General features: G+C 44.9%; 24 protein-coding genes and 3 tRNA genes. 18 read left to right on the forward strand and 9 right to left on the reverse strand.

Annotated elements, in window-relative coordinates:
- The first annotated feature begins 426 nt into the window (after window positions 1–426).
- Complete coding sequence (locus RJ60_RS02210; RefSeq protein ID WP_099828745.1) at window positions 427–1,245, forward strand: protease complex subunit PrcB family protein; 819 nt, start codon at window positions 427–429, stop codon at window positions 1,243–1,245.
- Here the strand turns inward: RJ60_RS02210 and RJ60_RS02215 are convergent.
- The 9 genes from RJ60_RS02215 to RJ60_RS02255 all read right to left on the reverse strand — a co-directional run bounded on the left by RJ60_RS02215 (window position 1,220) and on the right by RJ60_RS02255 (window position 7,518).
- On the reverse strand, window positions 1,220–2,566 hold the full coding sequence (locus tag RJ60_RS02215; protein ID WP_099828746.1) for a deoxyribodipyrimidine photo-lyase: 1,347 nt from the start codon (window positions 2,564–2,566) through the stop codon (window positions 1,220–1,222). The genes RJ60_RS02210 and RJ60_RS02215 overlap by 26 nt on opposite strands.
- Window positions 2,563–3,534 (reverse strand): DUF523 and DUF1722 domain-containing protein, encoded by a 972-nt coding sequence (locus RJ60_RS02220; RefSeq protein ID WP_258001746.1) that lies wholly within the window; start codon window positions 3,532–3,534, stop codon window positions 2,563–2,565. Before RJ60_RS02220 ends, RJ60_RS02215 begins: the two co-directional genes overlap by 4 nt.
- Window positions 3,535–3,548: 14 nt before the next feature.
- Window positions 3,549–4,466 carry an alpha/beta fold hydrolase gene (locus RJ60_RS02225; protein WP_099828748.1) on the reverse strand — a complete coding sequence of 306 codons (918 nt, stop codon included), beginning with the start codon at window positions 4,464–4,466 and terminating at the stop codon, window positions 3,549–3,551.
- Window positions 4,467–4,774: 308 nt separating this feature from the next.
- Window positions 4,775–4,990 (reverse strand): DUF2089 family protein, encoded by a 216-nt coding sequence (locus tag RJ60_RS15955; protein ID WP_243392211.1) that lies wholly within the window; start codon window positions 4,988–4,990, stop codon window positions 4,775–4,777.
- A gap of 380 nt (window positions 4,991–5,370) precedes the next feature.
- On the reverse strand, window positions 5,371–6,648 hold the full coding sequence (locus RJ60_RS02235; protein WP_099828749.1) for an MFS transporter: 1,278 nt from the start codon (window positions 6,646–6,648) through the stop codon (window positions 5,371–5,373).
- Window positions 6,649–6,660: 12 nt separating this feature from the next.
- A complete protein-coding gene (locus tag RJ60_RS02240) occupies window positions 6,661–7,170 on the reverse strand; it encodes a transcription repressor NadR (protein WP_243392212.1) in 510 nt (169 codons plus the stop codon).
- Between the two features lie 109 nt (window positions 7,171–7,279).
- A tRNA-Phe gene (locus tag RJ60_RS02245) sits at window positions 7,280–7,355 on the reverse strand.
- A 7-nt stretch (window positions 7,356–7,362) separates the two neighbouring features.
- Window positions 7,363–7,437, reverse strand: a tRNA-Val gene (locus RJ60_RS02250).
- 5 nt (window positions 7,438–7,442) lie between these two features.
- Window positions 7,443–7,518: transfer RNA gene (locus tag RJ60_RS02255), tRNA-Glu, on the reverse strand.
- Between the two features lie 149 nt (window positions 7,519–7,667).
- Between RJ60_RS02255 and minC the strand changes: the two genes are divergently transcribed.
- From minC to RJ60_RS02340, 17 genes are read left to right on the forward strand one after another with little or no spacing between them, the layout of a single operon-like run.
- Window positions 7,668–8,324 carry a septum site-determining protein MinC gene (gene minC, locus RJ60_RS02260; RefSeq protein ID WP_099828751.1) on the forward strand — a complete coding sequence of 219 codons (657 nt, stop codon included), beginning with the start codon at window positions 7,668–7,670 and terminating at the stop codon, window positions 8,322–8,324.
- Complete coding sequence (locus tag RJ60_RS02265; protein ID WP_099828752.1) at window positions 8,321–9,334, forward strand: M20/M25/M40 family metallo-hydrolase; 1,014 nt, start codon at window positions 8,321–8,323, stop codon at window positions 9,332–9,334. The genes minC and RJ60_RS02265 overlap by 4 nt, the downstream gene beginning before the upstream one ends.
- Window positions 9,331–10,371, forward strand: coding sequence for a M42 family metallopeptidase (locus tag RJ60_RS02270; RefSeq protein WP_099828753.1), 1,041 nt, complete (start codon window positions 9,331–9,333; stop codon window positions 10,369–10,371). Before RJ60_RS02265 ends, RJ60_RS02270 begins: the two co-directional genes overlap by 4 nt.
- Window positions 10,368–11,378, forward strand: a complete 1,011-nt coding sequence (locus RJ60_RS02275; protein WP_099828754.1) for a M42 family metallopeptidase — start codon at window positions 10,368–10,370, stop codon at window positions 11,376–11,378. The genes RJ60_RS02270 and RJ60_RS02275 overlap by 4 nt, the downstream gene beginning before the upstream one ends.
- Window positions 11,375–12,364: a 3-dehydroquinate synthase gene (locus RJ60_RS02280; RefSeq protein WP_099828755.1), complete on the forward strand. Its 990-nt coding sequence runs from the start codon at window positions 11,375–11,377 to the stop codon at window positions 12,362–12,364. Before RJ60_RS02275 ends, RJ60_RS02280 begins: the two co-directional genes overlap by 4 nt.
- Window positions 12,361–13,101, forward strand: coding sequence for an SPOR domain-containing protein (locus RJ60_RS02285; protein WP_099828756.1), 741 nt, complete (start codon window positions 12,361–12,363; stop codon window positions 13,099–13,101). Before RJ60_RS02280 ends, RJ60_RS02285 begins: the two co-directional genes overlap by 4 nt.
- The gene (locus tag RJ60_RS02290; RefSeq protein ID WP_099828757.1) at window positions 13,098–13,874 is read left to right on the forward strand and encodes a ComEA family DNA-binding protein; all 777 of its coding nucleotides are present in this window, start codon (window positions 13,098–13,100) and stop codon (window positions 13,872–13,874) included. Before RJ60_RS02285 ends, RJ60_RS02290 begins: the two co-directional genes overlap by 4 nt.
- Window positions 13,871–14,650: an epoxyqueuosine reductase QueH gene (locus RJ60_RS02295; RefSeq protein ID WP_099828758.1), complete on the forward strand. Its 780-nt coding sequence runs from the start codon at window positions 13,871–13,873 to the stop codon at window positions 14,648–14,650. Before RJ60_RS02290 ends, RJ60_RS02295 begins: the two co-directional genes overlap by 4 nt.
- Window positions 14,650–14,955, forward strand: coding sequence for a hypothetical protein (locus tag RJ60_RS02300; RefSeq protein WP_099828759.1), 306 nt, complete (start codon window positions 14,650–14,652; stop codon window positions 14,953–14,955). The genes RJ60_RS02295 and RJ60_RS02300 overlap by 1 nt, the downstream gene beginning before the upstream one ends.
- Window positions 14,952–15,845, forward strand: a complete 894-nt coding sequence (locus RJ60_RS02305; RefSeq protein ID WP_099828760.1) for a DNA-3-methyladenine glycosylase — start codon at window positions 14,952–14,954, stop codon at window positions 15,843–15,845. Before RJ60_RS02300 ends, RJ60_RS02305 begins: the two co-directional genes overlap by 4 nt.
- A complete protein-coding gene (gene trmFO, locus RJ60_RS02310; RefSeq protein WP_099828761.1) occupies window positions 15,842–17,140 on the forward strand; it encodes a methylenetetrahydrofolate--tRNA-(uracil(54)-C(5))-methyltransferase (FADH(2)-oxidizing) TrmFO in 1,299 nt (432 codons plus the stop codon). Before RJ60_RS02305 ends, trmFO begins: the two co-directional genes overlap by 4 nt.
- Window positions 17,137–17,928, forward strand: a complete 792-nt coding sequence (locus tag RJ60_RS02315) for a type I phosphomannose isomerase catalytic subunit (protein ID WP_099828762.1) — start codon at window positions 17,137–17,139, stop codon at window positions 17,926–17,928. The genes trmFO and RJ60_RS02315 overlap by 4 nt, the downstream gene beginning before the upstream one ends.
- A complete protein-coding gene (locus RJ60_RS02320) occupies window positions 17,925–19,097 on the forward strand; it encodes a tetratricopeptide repeat protein (protein ID WP_243392213.1) in 1,173 nt (390 codons plus the stop codon). The genes RJ60_RS02315 and RJ60_RS02320 overlap by 4 nt, the downstream gene beginning before the upstream one ends.
- Window positions 19,087–19,779, forward strand: coding sequence for an FAD-dependent thymidylate synthase (gene thyX / locus RJ60_RS02325; RefSeq protein ID WP_099828763.1), 693 nt, complete (start codon window positions 19,087–19,089; stop codon window positions 19,777–19,779). The genes RJ60_RS02320 and thyX overlap by 11 nt, the downstream gene beginning before the upstream one ends.
- Entirely contained in the window at window positions 19,776–20,138 is a 363-nt protein-coding gene (locus tag RJ60_RS02330) for a hypothetical protein (protein ID WP_099828764.1), read from the forward strand. Before thyX ends, RJ60_RS02330 begins: the two co-directional genes overlap by 4 nt.
- Window positions 20,131–21,090, forward strand: coding sequence for a CBS domain-containing protein (locus tag RJ60_RS02335; RefSeq protein ID WP_099828765.1), 960 nt, complete (start codon window positions 20,131–20,133; stop codon window positions 21,088–21,090). Before RJ60_RS02330 ends, RJ60_RS02335 begins: the two co-directional genes overlap by 8 nt.
- Window position 21,091: 1 nt before the next feature.
- Window positions 21,092–21,427 (forward strand): iron-sulfur binding hydrogenase, encoded by a 336-nt coding sequence (locus tag RJ60_RS02340; protein WP_099828766.1) that lies wholly within the window; start codon window positions 21,092–21,094, stop codon window positions 21,425–21,427.
- Window positions 21,428–21,431 lie beyond the last annotated feature (4 nt).

A 21,431-nucleotide genomic window follows, 5' to 3' on the forward strand; every position in this document is an offset into this window, starting at 1 on the left:
CGTATGAAATCTCCTTTGTACACTGGACGAAGATCCGCTGTAAGCTTAAGAACAAAAACCCGCTGAACTCTGTGAAGAGTCGTCCTTAGTCCTTCGTCCCAAATCATGGACCCGTCCTTGGGCTTGGGAAGAGCCTGAGGTCAGAGGCAAGAGGTCGGAAGAGCGAAGAGATCTTGATCTTCTTACCTCTAGCCTCATTCCTCTTACCTCTGATCCGCCTCATCCCTGACCAAGAGCACGTCAGGATGACCAATTGAGTTAGTTCATGCAACCTAACGTCCTGCCCCTAGAAAGGTTCTCCCTCCTGGCGAAGCCAGCCTTACGTCCCCGGATGGTTGGGGGTGAAATCGCCCTGGGCTACTCACCGATTTGTTCGTACAAACAAACGGTCGGTTTATGTGGTCTTATTACCAAGGAGGTGACTAAATGAAGAAGACATTCTGGGTTTTAATTGTAGTTTTCAATCTTCTATCCTATCTATTTGCTTTTAACGTTGGCTATGTTGAGCTTGCAGAACTTGAGCCGTTTGTTCTTACGGAGAGTGTAGGAAGTAGAACAAGCAATGTGAACTTCACAGTTCTCTCGAAAAGCTATTCAGGAGAAGTCGCAATTGTCTTGTCCGGCTGGTTGTTCGATCCAGGAAGCCAGAATTCGGAGCGAGAAGTATTCATTCAACTTAGAGGAAATGGGGAGAGTTATGAAAAAAAGATCTCATTGATGAGAGAGGGTATATACTACACAATGAATCCCTTCATTCTCACGTTTCAAAGAGGTTATACACTCGTGGTAATGGGACTCGAAGTTGATTATGATAAAAATAGGGGGGATGATGCTATAGAACTTGGGTTTGAGGACGTCTCGGTTGAAGTTGAGTGGGATAGCGATGTGAGCATTCTTCTGGGGGAGGTTAATGAAGGTCTTTTTACTCAGGTCTCTGCAATCCTTGAAGAACCGGTATTGTTAGTCAAGGGGGGAGAAAGGCCTACGGGCGGCTACAGCATCGTGATAGACGGCGTTTATCTCCACAAAGATAGAACCATTGAAGTAGCTGCAAAACTGCAGACTCCGGGAAGCGGAGATTTCGTTACACAGGCCTTCACTTACCCTCATAAAGCGATAAGAATTCTGGGGCTTCATTCTGGCAATTACGATGTCTCAGTTCGAATGGAAGTGCTCAAGGATGGCGAGGTGATTGATATCTATGAATACAGCTCGTGTTTCACTCTTTACTCGTCAAAGAACTGATCTTTTGCACATAGGCATCGGCATCAAACTTCCTTTTTAGGCCGTTTGAGTTCATATATCTGACTTTTCCGAATACTGAACGCTCCGCCCAAGCTCTGTCGTGTTTTCCGAAGCACCAGAGAATGCCGCTATAACCATTCGGATCTCTACCGTCTAGTTCGTATTTGTCGTTAAGATAGATCGCCGAGCTGATTGCAGTTTCAGGATCTGGACTCCATTCGAGGATCTTCTTTCCCCAATACATACGCATATAACCGTGCATTTTGCCCTTCACGACCATTTCTCTCTGTGCTGCGTTCCAGTAAGGATCGTGAGTCATCCCGCCTTCCAGTTCAGAAAGTGAGTATACGTATTCCCGCCTATCGCTTCTATGTTCATTGAGCGTCTTCTGAGCCCACGGGGGGAGTGCTTCGAAGGAATCGTACCTGGAGTTATAGAACACGAAATTCATGCTCAGTTCTCTTCTAACAATAAGCTCTTCAAGATAAGCTTCTATTCCCGATGAACCAGACTCCATAACCCTCCTGGCGATCAGACAAGGGGAGATTTGTCCGAAGTGAAGAAATGGACTCATCTCTGATAGACAGTCACAATTGGGGTCATTTCTCTCTTTCTCGAACCTATCTATTTTGGTTTCTAGAAATATCTCAAGTTGTCTATTTGCTTCTTCCTGTCCGCCAGGAAAGTTGCTGACCATGGATGCCGTGTCGTCGATATTTGAAAGGTCCGGATTGTCGAGATCAAATGTGGTCTCAAAATCGGTTACAGGGTCTCCGGGTTCGAACACGACGGATTCGAAGTCAGTTATGAAATCTTGAAGGCGACTCAACACTCTTGGCCTAAACGTAGCTGCGCTGTATTCCTCCTTATTACTGGCTGCTTTGACAGGAACAACTACGTTGGCTTCGACCGCGATTACCGGGCACGAGGATGCTTTCGCAATTTCCCTTCTCCATGCGATCTGATGCCTGAGGTATCCAACGTCTGTGACGATCAAAGCACAGTTCCTTGAGGCCCGGGGGACGATTTCTGTTGGATTACCCTCTAGAACAGTGAATCTGATACCCATTTCTTTGAGCTTTGATTTAACAGCCTTGAGCCCGTCAATCATAAAGGAAAAGTTCCTGAGATTTGCAGAGGGGTAATCGGTGTTGAAGACGAAAAGGACTATAAGAGGAAGGCTATTTCTCTTGGCTTCTTGCTTTGCGATCTCGAGTGCGGGGTTTTCTTCGGTTCTTTGAGAGGCCTGCATCCAGTACATAATGAATCTACCTTTCATATCTCGTCTCTTACTCAGGTTATGAATCCTATCACTCTTCATTTTCCGGACCTTCCCTTCCCGGAGTCCGTTATCTCAATCAATTCAGCAGGGTAGGGTTGGAAAAATGTTTGACGAGCAAGATACTCACTGTCAAATGCAACAATGTAAGAACGCAATATGTAGAGAGGAACACTTAGCGGGATTTTTCCGTCTCGATATCTTTCAAGCGTCTCTAGAAAAAACCTCTTCTCAGAAGAAGAGATGTATTTAGAGAAGTAACCAAGCCCATGCATCAAGACGTTTATGTGTGAAGTATGTTTTGGGGGGGTGGACATCATCTTGTAGAAGTGGGATGAATAATCGCTGTATACTTCTTCAATACCTCTTGAATCCATCTTTCCGATTATTCTTCCCATTATTCTCATTTCGTTCTGGTTGTAGGACATGAAGAGCAGCTTGTTATCCGACTGAAAATCAACCAGACCTTTTCTGGTGAGATTTATGGAGAGGTCTCTGAAGCGCGTGACGGTGAATAGAATAGTTAAGAAATGCTCTCTTATAGTGAAATTAGAAAGTCTTCCCTCGTCTTCTATAGGAAGCCCACAGTATCTTTCTAGTACAGCGCCTCCAAAAAAACCAGAATCCCTTCCTGATGAGGCGACTTTTCCTTCTCCTGGATAGACCTTAACATCCTTTATGCCACACGTAGGTGAGGCCGACTTGAGAATGAAGCCATCTACCCTTTCCAGTCCAGCAAAAAAACTCTCCGTAAACTCCAAGAGGCGTTCAGTAACGTCAACTCCCGTTAAGGGTTGCACTAGTCTTGTTTCATTAGATCTGAAAACCATGCGAATGGGCGGCCTAGGAACTCCGAGCCCGATGTCGTATTCCGGACATACGGTCCTGTAATTGACGAACTTCTTCAGCTTCTCCACGAATTTGTTCGGGATCATCTGAGCGTTGTATCTGCAACTTTCGAAGCCCAGGCACCTGCTCACGACTACTTCCGGTTTGGTTAGCCTCAACACATCGCCCTCCTCGTTCATTCCAGAAAACCGATGATTTCTTTTGCTATCCTATCAGGTGATTCAAGAAATGGAGCGTGTCCGCTTCCCTCTACTACTTTCAGAATGCTATTGGGAATCTTTCTAGCCAGCGGCTCTCCATGCTCCGCAACTGGGAGAATAATATCTTTTTCTCCCCAAAGGATCAGCGTGCTGCATTCGATTTCGCCAAGTTTATCCGATATAGAAGCTGTGTCATCACTGTTTATGAATTCATAAATGAAAGAAGAGGACATATGGTCCACGAGCGAGAAATATCTGCCGAAAGTTTCAGAACTGAATAAGGATTTGTCTCCCAATCCTTTAGTATAAAGCAATCTTTGAACCGGAAAAGTTTGGAAATAGAACCTCATAGCGATCCGCGTCATTATCTTGCTTCGCGCAAAGAAACCGGGGAGAATATCTCTATCCCCGTGAATGGAAGAGTCAATGAGAACAAGGCGGTTGACCCTTTCGGGAAAATAGTAGGCGATGTTCAAAGAGACCTCTCCTCCAAATGAATGGCCAATCAAATCAGCTTTCTCAATGTTCAATAGGCTCATTAAATCAACCACAAGCTCAGCATAACCCTTTCTTGAATAGTCACCTTTGTTAGAGGCAGTGGACAGCCCAAAACCGGGCAAGTCCAACAAGTAGACTCTTCTATTCGATGAAAGCAGTTTAGCAAGCTCTAGAAAATCAAAATGTGATCCAGCAAAACCATGTATCATTAGAACTGGGTCGCCGTCTCCAATAACCTTGAAGAAGACCTCCTCTTGTTCTACCTTCAAATACCTTCCGTCTCTCTCTATTCTACCGAAATAAATCCTGGCCATGGTAACGCTGAAGATACTGTTGATAACGAGGAGAGCAGCACCTATTAGCAGAATCAAAAAGAGCGCTTTAATCAATTTCATTAGATACACCCCTTCACGGGAAGTATTCAAGCAACAATAATATACCATTTTTTCTTTGCAGATCGTTGGATGGTTACGAATACCGAGTATCTAGGAAAGCAATTCTTCTTTTTGAAGAGCAGTGCTTCTTTCTTTTGGAAGAAGCCACCATTCGAGAACGATTAAGAGAAGCTGTTGCCTTTTCTTCTTCTTGCCTAGAAGCTCTACACCTTCCTTGGCACTGAGATTTCCTTCTTCCAATTTCCTGATGATCTTCGAAGCTTCCTGAATTTGGCGATTTGCAAGCTCATATCCGAGACTTGTACCAGTTACTCCAGTTTGCTTCTTGCAGTGGGATAGGAAATACTTAGCTCCTTCTGGAGTTCAGAGAGATTTCCTCTATTCTTAATGAACACTTTCAGGAAGTCAAGGAGTTCTTCGGGCAGGTAAAGCAGCTCGTCTTGCACAAAGGTCCCGATAATCTTAATCTCGCAGTTCTTAAAGGTATACTCGGTAATTGTAGATATCCGCCGCAGCTGGGACACTTAGCAAGCCGCTTCTTCATCCAGAGCCCTCCATCCGATCGGCAATAAGCGTACTGCAAGAGAAAATATCGGTAAACCCGGGAAGAAGTCAATCTTTGGAGAGTCATCAATTCAATAAAGTTCAATAATATTATCTAATAATTGATAACTATATGACAATAACTAATAAGTGTAAATATTGCATAAGCAAAATCTTATTTCTTCTGAATTCTAGATATATCCCAGCGATTCGATTTGATGGAGTGTGCGCATGACAGAGAAATGACCAATATTGAAACAATTCCTGAAATTCACCTGGAAAGAAAACTTTAGGTGTTTTCTGCAACGGAGACACGCTTCTGCAAGACAATCCTTGATGTAAATGAATGCGGAGATTCAAACTATTCAATTATCACCTGTCTTGTTTCTACACCCATTCTGAAGACAACTATAGCTGCAAATGTACTGAGAGCGGCCATAAAAATCATTACAACAAATACGCTACCGGTGGCTCCCATTAAAGTGCTGGTGAAATAGGGCGCGATAATTCCTGCTGACCTTGCCATAGCTCCTGAAGTACCGTTTCCAAGGCCACGCATCTCGGTTGGATATAATTCAGGGGTATAAGCGTATACCATGCCCCAAGCTCCAAGAACGAATAGAGAAATCAGAACGCTGGCGAAAAGAAGAAGCGAAGAGCTGCTTACAAAAGCCATCACAATAGACGATACTGCCATTCCCGCAAAAAAGAATGTGAGAGATGGCCTTCTACCGAACCTCTCTATAAGAAGCGCTGCGGCAAGATATCCTGGAAGTTGCATGATAAGCATGAAAAAGGTGTACCAGAGAGATGAAACTGGGGTGAGCCCTTTCGACATGAAAATCTTTGGAGCCCAAGTATAGATTCCGTAGTACACAAAGCTAACCGAGAACCAGCTTATCCATATCATGATTGTTCTTCTCGCAAGACCGTTTCTAAAAAGCCCCAGAATAGGCTGCTTTTGGCGTTGGTGCATCTCAACTTCTTCATCTATACTCGTCGAAAGAATCTTTTCCAGAGCTGATTTTCCCTTCTTCATGAATTCATATTTTGGACTCTCAGGAAGAAGAAAGGATACGAATATAAGGGGAATACTGAAGAAGGCAAGCAAATAGTATGACCACTGCCATCCAAGGGATTCCAGCGTTAACATTGTGAATCCACCTATCAAGATACTTCCAATTGCCCAGCTAGATTCCAGGAGAGCAAGATAAAGGCCCCTGATTCTGATGGACGAGAATTCGGTAAGGTAGGCGTTTACAACAGGCAACAATCCGCCATAACCAAATCCTGAGATAAATCTTCCCAGGGAGAACACTCTCATTGAGTTAGAAGCGCCGGTGAGTCCTGTTGAAAATCCGGCGATCAACAAAAGAACAAGATTAGTCCACTTTCTTCCGAATCTATCAGAAATTGCACCGGAGAATAGGGCTCCAAGAAGCATACCTGCAAATACGGAACTCGCCATCATGTTCTGGCTTCCAACAGTTCCAGCGAGATCGTCAACAATAGAAGGAAGAGTCAGGGAGGTAATCATCACCCCTCCGGCCACAAGCATCCATTCCATTGATGTCAAGAGAAGCATTCGTCTTCTTCTACCGGAAGTGATATATTTCTGAATGACTTCGTCTATGTTCATTCGCTTACCCCTCTACTTGGCAAAAAAGCCCCTCTCCTCCAGCATGTTTCTGATACTCCCCAGTACCTCTTCAGAGTCCGCCTCAATAGTGTGAAGGTGAACTCCGTCTTTTGAAAGACTAAGAAGAGGAAGTGCATCTGATGCTTTCAAAGCAGATACGAACCTGTTTAGATGATCTATGCTTGATAGATTAAGCTGACCTTTGAGTTCACCATAGACTGCGTGAATCACGCTGACATCAATTACGCGTCCTCCAGCTCTTATTATTGCTGAAAGTTCCTCGTAGATATCCTTTTCCTCGTGTTTTACGGAGACAACCATTCTTAAACTCTTTCTTCCGTCAAGAACATATCCTCTCGGAGTAGAGACGATTCTATAGCCTCTTTCCCTTAGCTCGTCAACATCCTTTACGATCATCTGTCTACTAACGCCTGTTTCAGCTGCCAGAGTCTGTCCCTTTACCGGAACGGTAGAAGCTTCAAGAGTCTCTAAGATGTGTTTGTGTCGCGAAGATCTCTCCACCACCTCACCCCCAGCATAAAGCTAATTATAGCAGCTACTTTACAGTAATTCAGTCTAAAAAAATATGCCCGGAAGGACATATCGTGAATTAAGAATCCACGGAAAACTCTGGTGGCAAGGGACGGAATCGAACCGTCGACACACGGATTTTCAGTCCGCTGCTCTACCTGCTGAGCTACCTCGCCATCAATCTGGTGGAAGCGACAGGGATCGAACCTGTGACCTTCTGCTTGTAAGGCAGACGCTCTTCCTCTGAGCTACGCTTCCACCTCTGGCGCCCTCACGGGGATTTGAACCCCGGTCGCCGGCGTGAAAGGCCAGTGTCCTAGGCCACTAGACGATGAGGGCCGAAGCACGAATTTATATTACACTATAAACCGTCCCCGGTCAAGAGGTCGATGCTTTTCTTTCGTGGCTTTCGCCGACTACTTTGGGTTCATAATCCGCCTAGGGTAGGGTTTTTTCATGATAGAATCTTGAAGAAAGGGGTGATCGTGATGCCGATTGACTTCAGAATGACAAAAAAAGGGCTGATTCTTCTCATTGACTCTTACAGAACCGTCGATGAATTGAGGCAAGACATCATGAAGAAGTTTGCTGACGCGAAGGATTTCTTTCGTGAAGGAGATGAGATCTCGCTCATGCTTACTCAAGATACAAGCAAACCGGATGACATCGTTAAGATCGTCTCGCTGTTGAGTGATCTTGGTGTCCACGTTAAGGACATACTCGTGGGTAGTATGGAGCAGAAGGATGTGAAAGTCGGTCAGAAGTATGATCTTGTTAGAGAGAAGATTACTGAAGTCCGAGGAGCTCAGATCATTAGGCGTAATCTCAGATCAGGACAGATAGTTGTTCACAATTATGATGTTGTGGTGGTTGGCAATGTTCATCCCGGTGCAGAGGTAATCGCCGGTGGTAGTGTTGTAATATTTGGAAGTGCAAGAGGGGTTGTTAGAGCCGGTTACTCTCAGGGTGAAATCGGGATAATCGCAGCGATCGATTTGCAGCCTTCACTGATCCAGATTGGGAATTTCATAACTCAGGAATACGATCGTTTTGATAAGCCTGCCGTGGCACACGTAAGGACGGGCAGGATAGTAGTTGAAGAGGCGGACAATGTTAAGTTTGAAGTAAAGGGGGAGGCGAATTGAGTTTAGCCAGGTTATTGATTAATCTCTCCAATGCCTTTGGACCTGTGGGATACGAAGATGAGGTCCATTCGGTAATTAGGGAAGCGATAGGTCCGTTTGTGGATGAGACCTATACAGACGAAATTGGAAATCTGATTGCAGTTAAGAAAGGAAGTGGGAAGAGAATAGGCGTATTCACTCATGTTGACGAGGTATCGCTTGTGATTTCGAGAGTCGATGAAAGAGGGTTTGCAAGGTTTGAAGAGCTAGGAGGCGTCGATCCTAAGGTATTGATTTCTCAGAAGGTTAAGATCAGGAGCAGAGATGGAAAGGAAAGATCAGGAGTAATTGGAATGTTGGCTCCCCACCTTCAGAAAAGGGAGACAAGAGGAGAAGTCCCTTCTTTCGATGAGCTCTTCATTGATGCTTCGATTAATCCGGATTATGAGAAGATAGGTGTTGGCGATCTTGCAGTAGTAGACATTTTAGCGTTTGAGATGAACGGCAAGGTTGCTGGGAAAGCTCTTGACGACAGAGCGTGTGCAGCGATAAGCATAGAGACTGCAAGAGAGCTCTCGAAATACAGTACAACTCCTACCGTCTATTTCGTGTTCACAACAAGAGAAGAAGTCGGGGCAATAGGAGCAAAGGGCGCCGCTGAAGCTTTGGAAATCGATCTTGGTGTTGCCATGGATGTTACTCACCATGACAAAGAGAACGATGTCGAACTTGGAAAGGGTCCGGCCTTAACTGTTGGAGGCCCGAATATCCACAAGAAGTACTTTGAGTTACTCGATAAACATGCGAAAGACAATGAAATCAAAGTTCAATATGACTTCACCTCAGGTAGAACGGGAACTGATGCAGACAATGTCCAAATAGCCGGCACCGGAGTTCCAACGCTTCTGCTTTCTCTCCCTGAAATGTTCATGCACACTCCAGTCGAAGTAGTTCAAGTTAGTGATGTTGCAGGAACGGCCAGATTACTTGCAGGATTTTTCATATCACTGAAGGGGGCTGAGGAGCAATGAAGCTAGAACGCCTGAAAGACCTTTGTGAACTCCCGGGAATATCAGGTTTTGAGGAAAAAGTCTCTTCCTTCATCAGGAGCATTGTCGAGCCAAGAGTCGATTCGATCTGGACCGATACAGTTGGAAACCTAATTGCGGAGAAAAAAGGGACGGGGAAGAGTTCTAAGAAGCTTATGCTTCTTGCTCATACCGATGAGGTTGGTCTTATGGTGAAGAAGATCAATGAAGACGGCACACTCTCTTTCACCAGTGTAGGAGGAGTCGATCCAAGAGTATTGATGGGTAAAAAGGTTTTGGTGGGAAAGGATTTTGTTCCTGGGGTGATAGGGTTTGAAGCCATACACACTCAGGATCCAACCGCTTTGCTTAAAACACCAAGCATGGGCAAACTGAGAATCTATTTGGGTTATTCAAAGAAGGAAGAGGCTCAGAAGAACCATCGCATTGGAGACCCAGTATTCTTCGATACTCAGTACGAAGAGATTGGCGACTATGCGATTGCGAAATCATTTGACGACAGGACGGGGTGCGAAGTATTAATAAGGATTCTTGAGAGCCTTGAAGGGTACCGTCTGGATTTTGATGTCTATTTCGCCTGGGTGGTCCAAGAAGAGGTTGGTCTGAGGGGAAGCGGGGTCGCGGCGAAACAGATAAAGCCGGACGCAGCTCTTGTGTTCGAGAACACTACGGCTGGAGACAACCCGGAGCTTCCTGATTACAGGTGGGCCACAAGTCTTGGAAGAGGCCCCGTCTTAACATTTGCCCACAGTGGATTGGTGCTAGATAAGAGGATACTCGACACAATCGTGGATACTGCTAAGAAAAACTCAATAGAATTCCAGTACAAGAGCAGGATAGCTGGGGGTACTGATGCAGCTAGGCTTGCAAGAGTAATTTCGGGTATACCGTCAGGTGTTATCTCGACTCCTTCGAGATACATACATTCTCCAACTTCTGTAATAAACGTCAATGATTTTCTCGGAGTGGTAAAACTCGCCAGTTTACTAGTTAAGGAAGGGAAGGTGCTGTCTAGATGAAAAAGCTGATTGAGAAACTGGTTACGATTAGTTCTCCCAGTGGTAGGGAGGATGCTATAAGGGAAGCGATCGCCGAAGAGATCAAACCATACGTTGATAGCATGAAGATAGATCCGTTAGGCAATCTTGTTGCTCTGAAGAAAGGAAAGAGTGGCAAGAAGCTGTTATTTGACGGTCACATGGACGAAATCGGTGTCGTGGTCACACATATCGACTCAAATGGTTTTCTCAGGATTGATTCGATAGGTGCGCTGTCTCCATATATGCTTTTGGGTTCGAGATTGATTTTTGAGACAGGAGCATCAGGTGTCGTTGACCTAGAAGGTGAGACGATCAAAGAGCTCGGGGAGAGCATCAAGAATCTTGATTTCGACCACATTTTCGTTGACATCGGAGCAATAGATAAGAGTGATGCAGAGAGGAAGGCACCGATCGGGACTTTTGGAACATATGATTCAGAGTTCATCGATCTTGGAAAGAGACTCATCTCGAAATCTATGGACGACAGGATCGCCTGTGCAATTATGATACAGGTCTTGAAAGAGCTAAAGGATCCCAAAGACGATGTTTACTTTGTCTTCGCCGTTCAGGAAGAAGTTGGACTAGTGGGTGCAAGTGTCGCTGCATTTGATATTATGCCAGATATGGCTGTTGCAGTAGATGTTACCACAGGACCCGACACCCCGAAATCTTTGAAGAGAATGGGATTCAAACTTGGAGAAGGACCTACGATAAAGATAAAGGATCGCGGAAGCATAAGCTCTTCGAGAGTAGTATCTAGATTGAAGGAGATTGCTGAGAAAAAGGAGATTCCCACTCAGTATGAGGTCTTGATTTTTGGAGGCACTGACGCTAGAGGTTACCAGACGACCGGAAGAGGAATAGCCTCAGGAACGGTCTCGGTTCCTTGCAGATACGTGCACTCGCCTCACGAGATGGTTGATTATGATGATGTTCTTAATGCGGTTCGTCTGTTAAAGGCACTTGCTGAAGAAGGAGTGGAATGAGAAGAATCACATTTACCAGTGAATCAGCTGAAAGGTGTCAGTTGATTTTTGGGAAGGCTTTTGCTGGAAGACTTCCAGAGTCCCTGAAAATAGTAGACTCTGGTTTTAGAAAGGTTTTTGGCGAAAGACTGGAAGACGAATACTTGATGCCCGGTGGAGAACATGTGAAGTCAGTTGACAGAGTGTTCGAAATATATCAGGCTATAAGGGCATCGAGAAGAAACGCAATAACAGCCGTTGGAGGAGGTTCTCTCATCGATCTGGTAGGTTATGCGTCATCAGGTCATACCGATATTGAGAAGCTCTTCCTCTTTCCTACGACGACAGTTAGTCAGGTGATGCCTGCGCTGAAAGGATTCAGGGTGAATTTCGAGTTTGTGAAGGACCTTCTCTCTTTCAACTGTCTCCCGGACAAAGTCTTCATTGATTTTGAGGTCAGTTACAGAGAGTATGCTTGCTCGTCCAAGAGTGTTCTGATCTTTCCTTTGCTGGTTGCCCTTTCGTTTGATAATAGGCTTTTCAAGTATCTTTTTAACGTTGTGGTCTCTGGTAAAGATATCTCTGCTGAGCAATGGGAAGATATTGTTTTCTCGTCAGTGAAAGCTTATCTTAAGGGAATTGAAACTGGCAGATTCGTTGTAGGCACGGAAATTGGAAGGCTTATTGAAACTGCTTCTAGGCTTAAGGCTGGATATGATTCTTCACTTCTATTTGGAGCCATGATGGAATTACGTCTGGCCGAGAAATTTGGTACAGGGGATAGTAGTGTGACAGAAGACTTTTTTAGAGTGGTGAAATTGCTGTGGGACAGTAGATGGTCTTCCAGAATTGATATGTCGTCCTTGGTTGACTTGGTCGAACAGAAAGGTGGTGTAAGAATCAGTACTCCTGACGGAAATCTCGACAAGACTTACTTCGTGGGGTGTTCTATATTTGAGAGATTTGTCAGGGAAAAGACCTGGAGGGGATTGGAGAATTTTGTATGAGCGAAGTATCGCATGATTATGTTCTGAAGACTCTTATCGTTATCGTTCTTGCATTGTCGGCAGTTGTCATGACGCTTGGAGGATATGCTATTTTTCTCCGGGAGGAAAACAGAAAGTCGGAACTCATAATTGAGGAAATCAGAAGTTCTGTGCTTTCTCAGGGGATCGATCAGCCTGAACAGCCGGACAATCCCGTACAATTTCCCACAGGAACACAGGTTGTCAGAGAGACAATATCGATTCCAGAAACTCAGAACTTCTTTCTTGAGGTATTCGACTATAGGCGGCTAATACTGAACTCCTTCGACTTTCTTGCAGAAGGTTCCGAGTTTGGTTATGTTGTTGTGGAAGAAGATACAGCATTCAAGTTGTGCGTGGAGAAAGGTCTCGGGAAGTACTTTATCACCAGGGTGGGGGATAGTTTTGGCGTGATGTTTCTGGGGAAGAACCCACTTGACGGACTTTATGACTCAAAGACGGCTTATGGAATTCAACTCGTATCGCACACAGTCTCAGATGGGATAGCACCACAAGTAATGGATCTGAGGAGTGCAGGTTACCCTGCCTTTGTGTATAAGTCAATAACCGCGGACGGGAGAACATTCTATGCAGCTGTTTTAGGGATTTTCCCTGATGCGGCAGCGGCCAGAGAGTACTCTTCATCAGTCGACGTTCAGGCACTCCAGAGGATAACGGGCTGGAATATCACTGACAGGTTTCCGAGGCAGTTGAGATGAGGAAGATTTCGGTCAAGGAGTTACAGATAATCGGATCAATTGTGATACTAGTGCTCATGGGGTTTGTGGCCCTCTCAGGGTATAGCGGTAGCAACTCAACGGCCATCGGTGAAAACTCTGATAAACCGAAGTCGGTTAGCTTCCCTATTGATTTGAACTCTTGCTCGGAGAAGGAGCTGGAGCTGTTGCCGGGGATAGGCCCTGCCAAGGCCCGAGCAATAGTCGATTACAGAGCTACGTCCGGTCCGTTTTTTTCCATTGACGATCTTCTTCTTGTCAGGGGAATTGGTGAAAAGACCCTGAGTAACTTGAGAGAAATGGTGACCGTTTCCGGTCAGCTGTATTCCAACGCAGAAGGAGTGGTTTTAATCGACATAAACACGGCTTCCTCTCAGTCTCTTCAGAAAATTCCAGGAATCGGTGAAGCTAAGGCAGCTGCTATAATCGAATACAGGGAACTCAAGGGACCCATAATAACTGAGGAAGACCTTCTCAATGTACCTGGAATCGGACCTTCCATACTTCCTGAGATACTTGCTGCCATTATTCCTCTTATCGGGGCTGAAGAACAATCCGGTTCGAGAAAGGTGAATGTTAATAACGCAGATGTGGAAGACCTCTGTAAGCTTCCAGGCATCGGGCCCGTGCTTGCTCAGAGAATAGTTGACACGCGTGCTCATTTCGGTCCATTTCGTTCGTGCGATGATCTGGCTAAGGTAAGTGGAATTGGTGATAAGACCATTGCCAGTTTGAAGGAGCTGGTTGAGTTTTGAATCTGCTTCATGTTTGCTGCGCACCGGATCTAGTTAGTTCTGTTTTGAAGAGAGAGGAACTGAAGCATTCAATGCTGCTTTTCTATAATCCGAATATCTATCCTGAAGAAGAGTTCTTCAAAAGATATCATGCTTTCCGAAGAGTCTGTCAAGAAATGGGAGTTGAGTGTCCTGAACCAGACTACAGCCCCGAGGACTTCTCTGCTATTCATGATTCCTTTGAAGATGAGCCGGAAGGGGGCATGAGATGTACGAAATGTATAGAATTAAGGTTGAGAAAGGCAGCGGAAGCTGCAAAATCCTTAGGTGCCAAGAGCTTCAGTACCACGCTTCTTGCAAGCCCCCAGAAGCCAATTTATCTGATCTGTCAGATTGGGCAGAAAGTTTCGGAATCGTTTGATTTGGAGTTCATTTCGGAAAACCTAAGACTAGAAAGGGGAAAGCTAAATCAGTTTTTGGGTAATGTCTATGTCCAGAATTACTGTGGCTGCAAATCTAGTCTCAAGGAAATTGTCCAGACCAGAGAGATCAAGAAAAGGAGAGATAAAGAGGCGCTAGAGAGAGACTTTTCATGCTTCGCCGATCTCTGGAGATTCAGAGGTGCCGTAATTTCTCGAAGCAGCATCCCCGTTGAAGAGGTCTCCGTGTTGAAAGAGCTGATAACTCTCATTAAGCCTTGTGCACTTCTTGATGATGTCGAAGATGTTTCACTACAAGGCAAAAGATGGTTGAAAACCGGGAGTTACAACTGCCGGATAATCAGGGAGAAGAAGTAATGGATACTCTGGCAAAAAGAATCAGATCACTGGGGGAAGAGTGTGGAATGGTCTTTCGCCTGGTCGACGAAAAAGGGATTCCTTATGATGGGGAGTTGGAATTTGATATCCCTCAGCTCATAATCGCGCTTTCAAAAGCTACGGGTTCGAGAAGCTCAACGGTTGTGAATGGGACGCAGATTACCGCTCTATATCTTGATGGAATTAGAAAGAGTTCTTATCTCATAGTGCTCGGTGAGTTCCTTGAAGACAACGCATATAGGCTTTTGAAAACGGTTATCGAGTCCCATGAGGCGAACCTGTGATTGAATTCACTTTGAAACCTGCGGGTCTAATTGATCTTGATTCGACACTTGACTGTGGTCAGACTTTTCGATGGCGAAAAGAAGGAGACTGGTGGAAGGGAGTTGTTCGAGATACAGTTCTCTTCCTGAAAGAGGACTCAGATGGAATTATCGTCAGATCTTCCTCCAAATCTTTGCTCGGAAAAGATATCTATGAGGAAATTGGGAACTACCTTGGACTTGGGGATAATCTGGAGGAGATTCACTCTATAATTCTGGAAAGACTGAAGTGTTTTGATCAAAGGGTTAGAATAGTGTCTGAAAAGGCTCTCAAGGAAGCCGAAGGACTGAGAATACTAAGGCAAGATCCTTTTGAGATGGTTGTGGAGTATATTCTCTCAACTAGAAACAGCATTCCTATGATTCGATGGATGAGCGACAAACTATCGGAACTCTTTCCCGAAAACAGGATCGATCTATGTCAGGAGAGTTACTACACGTTTCCTTCATTGGAGCAGGCCAAGGGAATCTCAGCAGAAGCTCTGACCGAGCTCAAAATCGGTTTCAGGGTTCCGTGGCTTATGAAACTCTTTTCAGACATAGAGACAGAAGGGTATTTCTCACGGCTTTCTTCACTGGCTGCTGAAGACTTGCTCGAAGAATTGATGAAGCATGACGGCATTGGTTACAAGGTAGGTAGCTGTGTAATGCTCTTTGCCTACGGTAAGCTGAGCGCCTTCCCGGTAGATATCTGGGTGAGCAGAGTGATGAAAGATCTGTTCGCGCTGGACGGTTCAACAAAAAAGGTAATGCAGTTTGGAATGGATTCCTTCTTTCCTTATGGAGGGTACTATCAAGAAGCACTATTCAGGTACTATAGAACTCACAAACTAGGAAGAGAGAAGAAATGAGGATAAATGTTATCGGTGGAGGACTGGCCGGTTCTGAAGTTGCTTTGAGCCTCGCGGATTTCGGAAAAGAGGTAATGATTTTCGAGATGAGACCTGCCAGGAAAACCGATGTTCATCAAACGGAAGACTTTGCGGAACTAGTATGCAGCAACTCTTTGAAATCTAAGTCACTGGACAATGCATCGGGCCTGTTGAAGGAAGAGGGTCTGCTAATTGGCTCCCGACTTCTGGAAGCCGCCCACCGTCATAGAGTACCTGCGGGAAAGGCTTTGGCAGTAAACAGAGAGACCTTTGCAAGAGAGATCACTAGGAGGATAGAGAACCACCCACTTATCAGTGTTCGGAGAGAAGAGGTGTGCCAGCTAGACATCTCCGGGTCAGTCAATATAGTGTGTACCGGCCCACTAACTTCTGAATGCCTTGAGAATTATCTAGGTGAACTGTTCGGCAACGCACTCTTTTTCTTTGATGCTGTAGCTCCAATAGTCGCTTCGGATTCGGTAAACTTCGAGAGAGCCTTTGTTGCTGACAGATATTCCGACACCGGAGACTACGTGAACTGCCCTCTTACGACTGAGGAGTACGAAGTTTTCTGGAAGGAGATTGTATCGGCAGAAGTTTTGGAGATCGAAAACTTCTCGGATCGATTTCTCTTCGAACGCTGCCAGCCTGTTGAAGAGATAGCGCGAAGCGGAAAAGAAGCTCTGAGATTTGGTCCAATGAAGCCGGTGGGACTGACCGATCCTGCAACGGGAGAAGAACCTTTTGCGGTTGTTCAGCTTAGAAAGGAAAATCTCTCAGGTTCACTGTTAAGTCTTGTTGGGTTTCAAACGAGGCTGAAATGGAGCGAGCAGAAGAGAATCCTAGGACTTATCCCAGCTCTAAGGAACGCCGACATTGCCAGATATGGAGTAATGCACAGGAACACCTTCCTCGATTCACCCAAGCTTCTGAATCCCGATCTTCAGTCCAAAGATTACCAAGGGCTGTTCTTTGCAGGACAGATTTGCGGTCTTGAAGGATACGTGGAGGCAATAGTCTCCGGAAGGCTTGTGGCAATCAATGTCAATCGATTTGTTGACGGTCGCAGAACGTTAATTCCTCCGAAGGAGACAATGCTTGGAGGGCTGGTCAACCATGTAACAGTATCTGGCAGGAGTCCCTTAAGGCCAGTCTATGCGAATTTTGGTCTTCTACCGGAGATAAGGATGAGAGATAAGAGAGAGAAGAATAGAAGAAAGGTATTAAGAGCGCAAGAGCAGATGGAGCATTTCCTGAAAGAGGTGAGAAAGTGATATACAGAAGCAAACCCGTCTTTTCGAGTAGACCGTGGGGTGATAGTGATTTGAACACCATCTACGGAGTAGATTCTGAAGAACCGATAGGAGAAGTTTGGCTTCTGTCAGATACAGCTAATATGAAGACTAGTCTTGAGTCAAGCTCTTCAAGACTGAATCCTGAAGATGTTACTGAAGAGCTTTGCGGACGAGCTTTGCCTAGGCTTCCTTTGATGGTTAAATATATCTCGGCAAAGGAATGGCTTTCAGTCCAGGTTCATCCTGATGATGAATTTGCCCGTCGCATTGAAGGAGAACCATGGGGTAAGAGCGAATGCTGGTATTTCTTAACAAATGGTCAGGTGCTTGCAGGGTTAAAGAAAAAAACCGAGACAATCGACATCAGAGAGAAAGACCTGAATCACATCAGTCTTAATAAGGGAGATCTTCTGGCTTTGCCTGCAGGTGTCGTACACGCAATAGGGCCGAGTTCTAAGCTGATCGAGATTCAGCAGAACAGTGACACAACGTACAGGCTCTTCGACTGGAACAGGGGTCGGGATCTTCATCTTGACAAGGCAATCAAAGTAATTAAGCCGTCTGTTAATCCAGAATACTGTAAGAACATGAAGAGTTTTCAGTGGAAATACTTTTCGATAGAGAAGACAGTAACATTCTCCGGTACTGGAATATGTGTCACAATTGAGGAAAGACCTAATCTATATGTGGTTATCAATGATAATGTTGAATCCCAAATGCCATTTCTTGCTATCACTTTGGGACCATTTTGGAGTGAGGACTTGTGAAGCACATTTTGGTTCTTGCCTTTATATTGACCGTTTCAGCTCTTGCCTTTTCTGTTGACAAAACGGATTTGCTTCTTTCGAAGAACTACCTTATGGATATTCAATCACTTGACAGCAGAGATTTGGAAACGAAGGCTTATCTTACGTTAGCCGTGGGTCTGAAGTACAGAGAGACTATCCAACCAAACTACAAGGTTTGGTTTAGTAATCTTTACTCAGAGCTTCAAGGAGAGGTACTTCCTCCGTACCTTCAGGAAGCCATCGAGGTGGTCTACCAGTTAGTCGCTGTTTCAACTGTCTCTGCGTTGAATATGCTCTATTCGTCTGAAAGCGAGGACCATCTCTTGAAGGCGGTATCTCTGAGAGCCTTCTTCTATGATTGGGTTGATACAAGAGATCCGAGATCGGCAAAGCAGATCGAGGAGACGGCAAATGAGTTGATTGACGCTCGACCCGGGCAGTATTTCCCATACAAAGCTTTGCTGGAGTTGTATTCCAGCATCGGCTCAATGGATATTGAAAGGTTAATGGAAATCCGAGAAACGGTATTCTCTGAAAACCTTCAGGGACTGCTCGGAGACGATCTTATCGAAAGTGAATTTGTCTCAGGGCTTACAGAGGTGGTTATAGAGGACTTTTCGAGGCTGGAAACAGAGGATCCACTTTCCAGCTATTATGTGGCGATGTCCTATCTGCAACTTGGTGAAGTACCTCAAGCTTGGGAGATCTTAGACTCCCTCGATCTGAATCAGATTCCTCCCAGATTTGCGTCTAATGCTTCGATGGTAATTGGAGACATCTACCTTGAAGATGGTGACTTTGAAGAAGCAATTGAGCGCTATCAGGAGGCAGTACGTTTTTGGCCGAACAACTCAAGGGCTATTAGGAATCTTGGAATGGCCTATTATGAGACGAAAGATCGAGACTACTATGATTTAGCTAGGTTCTATCTTCAGCTGAGTGGATTCGAAGATTATGATTATGCAGTAAGTTCTGCACTGAAGGAGTTAAGGCGAAGAGTAATCTTTGAACTGGCGCTTGTTACAGTAGTCCCGCTTACTGCCGTAGTAGTCCTGGGGCTCTTTCTGTTAGAATACTTTAGTAGAAAGAGAAAGAGTTCACAAGAGAGAAAGGCGATGAAAGAAGACGGAGGAAATGATGAGAATTGATGTTCTTGACAAAGGGTTCGTCGAGCTTGTAGACCGAATGGGAGATGACTACTCAGCGGTTCAGGCAGCTAGGGTAAGTTATGGTAAGGGCTTAACTAGCAAAGATAGAGATGATCGCCTAATTCGTTATTTGATGGAGCATGGTCACCACTCCCCTTTTGAACACATAGTGTTCAAGTTCCACTTGAAGCTACCGATTTTCGTTATGAGACAGCTCGTGAGACACAGAATAGCGTCAATAAATGAGCGAAGCGGAAGATATACTGAGTTCTCTGATGAGTGGTATCTGCCAGATTCCATAAGGACTCCAGACGGCGAAAACAAACAGGGTTCAGTGGAATGTGCAGATAAGGCAATCACTCAAAAGGCGATTGCAATAATCGAAGAAGCCTATAAGAACGCTTTTGTCGCTTATAGTAGACTCATAGAAATGGGCGTTGCGAAAGAGATGGCGAGAATTGTACTGCCCACATCTATGTACACAGAGGCGTACTGGACTATCAATGGAAGGTCGATTATGAATTTCCTAAATCAGAGAGCAGATTCTCATGCTCAGCCAGAAATCCAACTGTATGCTAGTGCAATCGCAGAGATTTTCGAAGCTAAATGTCCGGTAGTATATGATGCTTTCATCAGGTACAACTATACAGGTGATCTTCTGAATAAGGAGGTTAGGGGATGAGACTTGCCAATATCATCCGGTTACTTGATTGCGAGATACTGAATAATGTAACTGAAGATCCTGAAATAGAGTCGGTAGGAGCTGCAGATCTGATGAGTGATGTGCTTGCTTTTGGAGGACCTGGAATGATTCTGGTAACAGGCCTGAATTCTCCTCAATGTGTTAGAACTGCCTCAGTGGTTGGAGCCGCTGCAGTGTTGATAATAAGGAAAAGAAATGTTCCTGAGACCACGATTCATCTGGCTCAAGAACTTGAGATGCCTTTGATTCACGCAAGAATGTCGATGTACAGGACTTGCGGAATTCTTTATAGAGAGGGTCTTGGAGATTCACTAGAAGAAGGGAAGAACTTTGACTGAACGAAGTGTTGACGACCTCCTTGAAAAGTTAAGAGGGTTATTTGTAGATATAACGGCAAAAGACATAATGTTGAAGAGCGTTATCACGCTAACCAAAGATAGAACGATGTGGCAGGCGAAAGAACTGATGAGGATCTGCAAGATATCAGGAGTTCCCATTACCGATGCCGATAACCAGCTGGAAGGCATAGTGAGTATAGAGGACATTATTGTTGCTCTGGAGGGCAACTACATAACTGATTCGATTGAAAAGCATATGACAAGGGATTTAGTTACACTCTCTCCAGAGATGAATCTTGAGGCACTGATTGAGAAGTTCAACAGATACAGATACGGGAGATTCCCAGTTGTTGATTCCGAAGGGAAGCTCATCGGAATAATTACAAAGAAGGATATTATCGGAGCCATTCTTGATAAATTCAGGCTAATCTACGTTCACGATACCCGACGAAGGGAAGTTCTGGAGAGAAGTGTTGACTGGTTTGATAAGTCTCTTATTTCGGGAGATGCCGTTGAGAAAAAGAGTGCTGACTTCGTATTCCATATTGATTATTCGGAAATTGACATGGCCGGAGTTGGATCTGCGAAACTGAAGAGCTATCTGAAGACGCTTACAGATGACGACAATCTGATACGGAGAGTATCAATCGCCTGTTATGAAGCTGAAGTGAACGTCGTAATTCATAGCGGTAGCGAAGGTTATATCTTCGCCTGGTACGATGAGGCCCTGGTAAGAGTGAGAGTTGAAGACTATGGAAGAGGTATTGAAAACGTGGAGCAGGCAATCAAGGAAGGATTCTCCACGGCGTCTGATCACATTCGCGAGCTGGGTTTTGGAGCGGGGATGGGCCTTCCGAACATGAGAAGGTACTCAGACAAAATGGTTGTAGTATCTGAGACGGGAAAAGGGGTTGTGGTTGAAATGCACTTCTATCGAAATGGGAGGAAATGACATGAGATTGAGCGAACTGGTTGACAAATGTGGGACAAAAGTAGTCACAGACTTACCTCTCGAGGCTGACATATCGGATGCTTACATTGGAGACTTGCTTAGCGACGTAATGGGAAATGCCCCATCGAATTCTATCTGGTTGACTGTTCAGTCTCATATGAATATTCTGGCAGTTGCCACTATTGTAGGGGTCAAAGCAATTGTGTTGTGTAATGGTCTTCACTTCGACGACGCGACTATTAGAAAGGCCGAGGAAACGGGAATCGTCCTTATGGAAAGCGAAGAAACTACCTTCGATCTTGTTTACAGGCTAATAAAGAGTGGTTTCAAGGGCTGAAGTG

It is taken from the genome of Mesotoga sp. B105.6.4, assembly GCF_002896535.1.
Lineage (GTDB): Bacteria > Thermotogota > Thermotogae > Petrotogales > Kosmotogaceae > Mesotoga.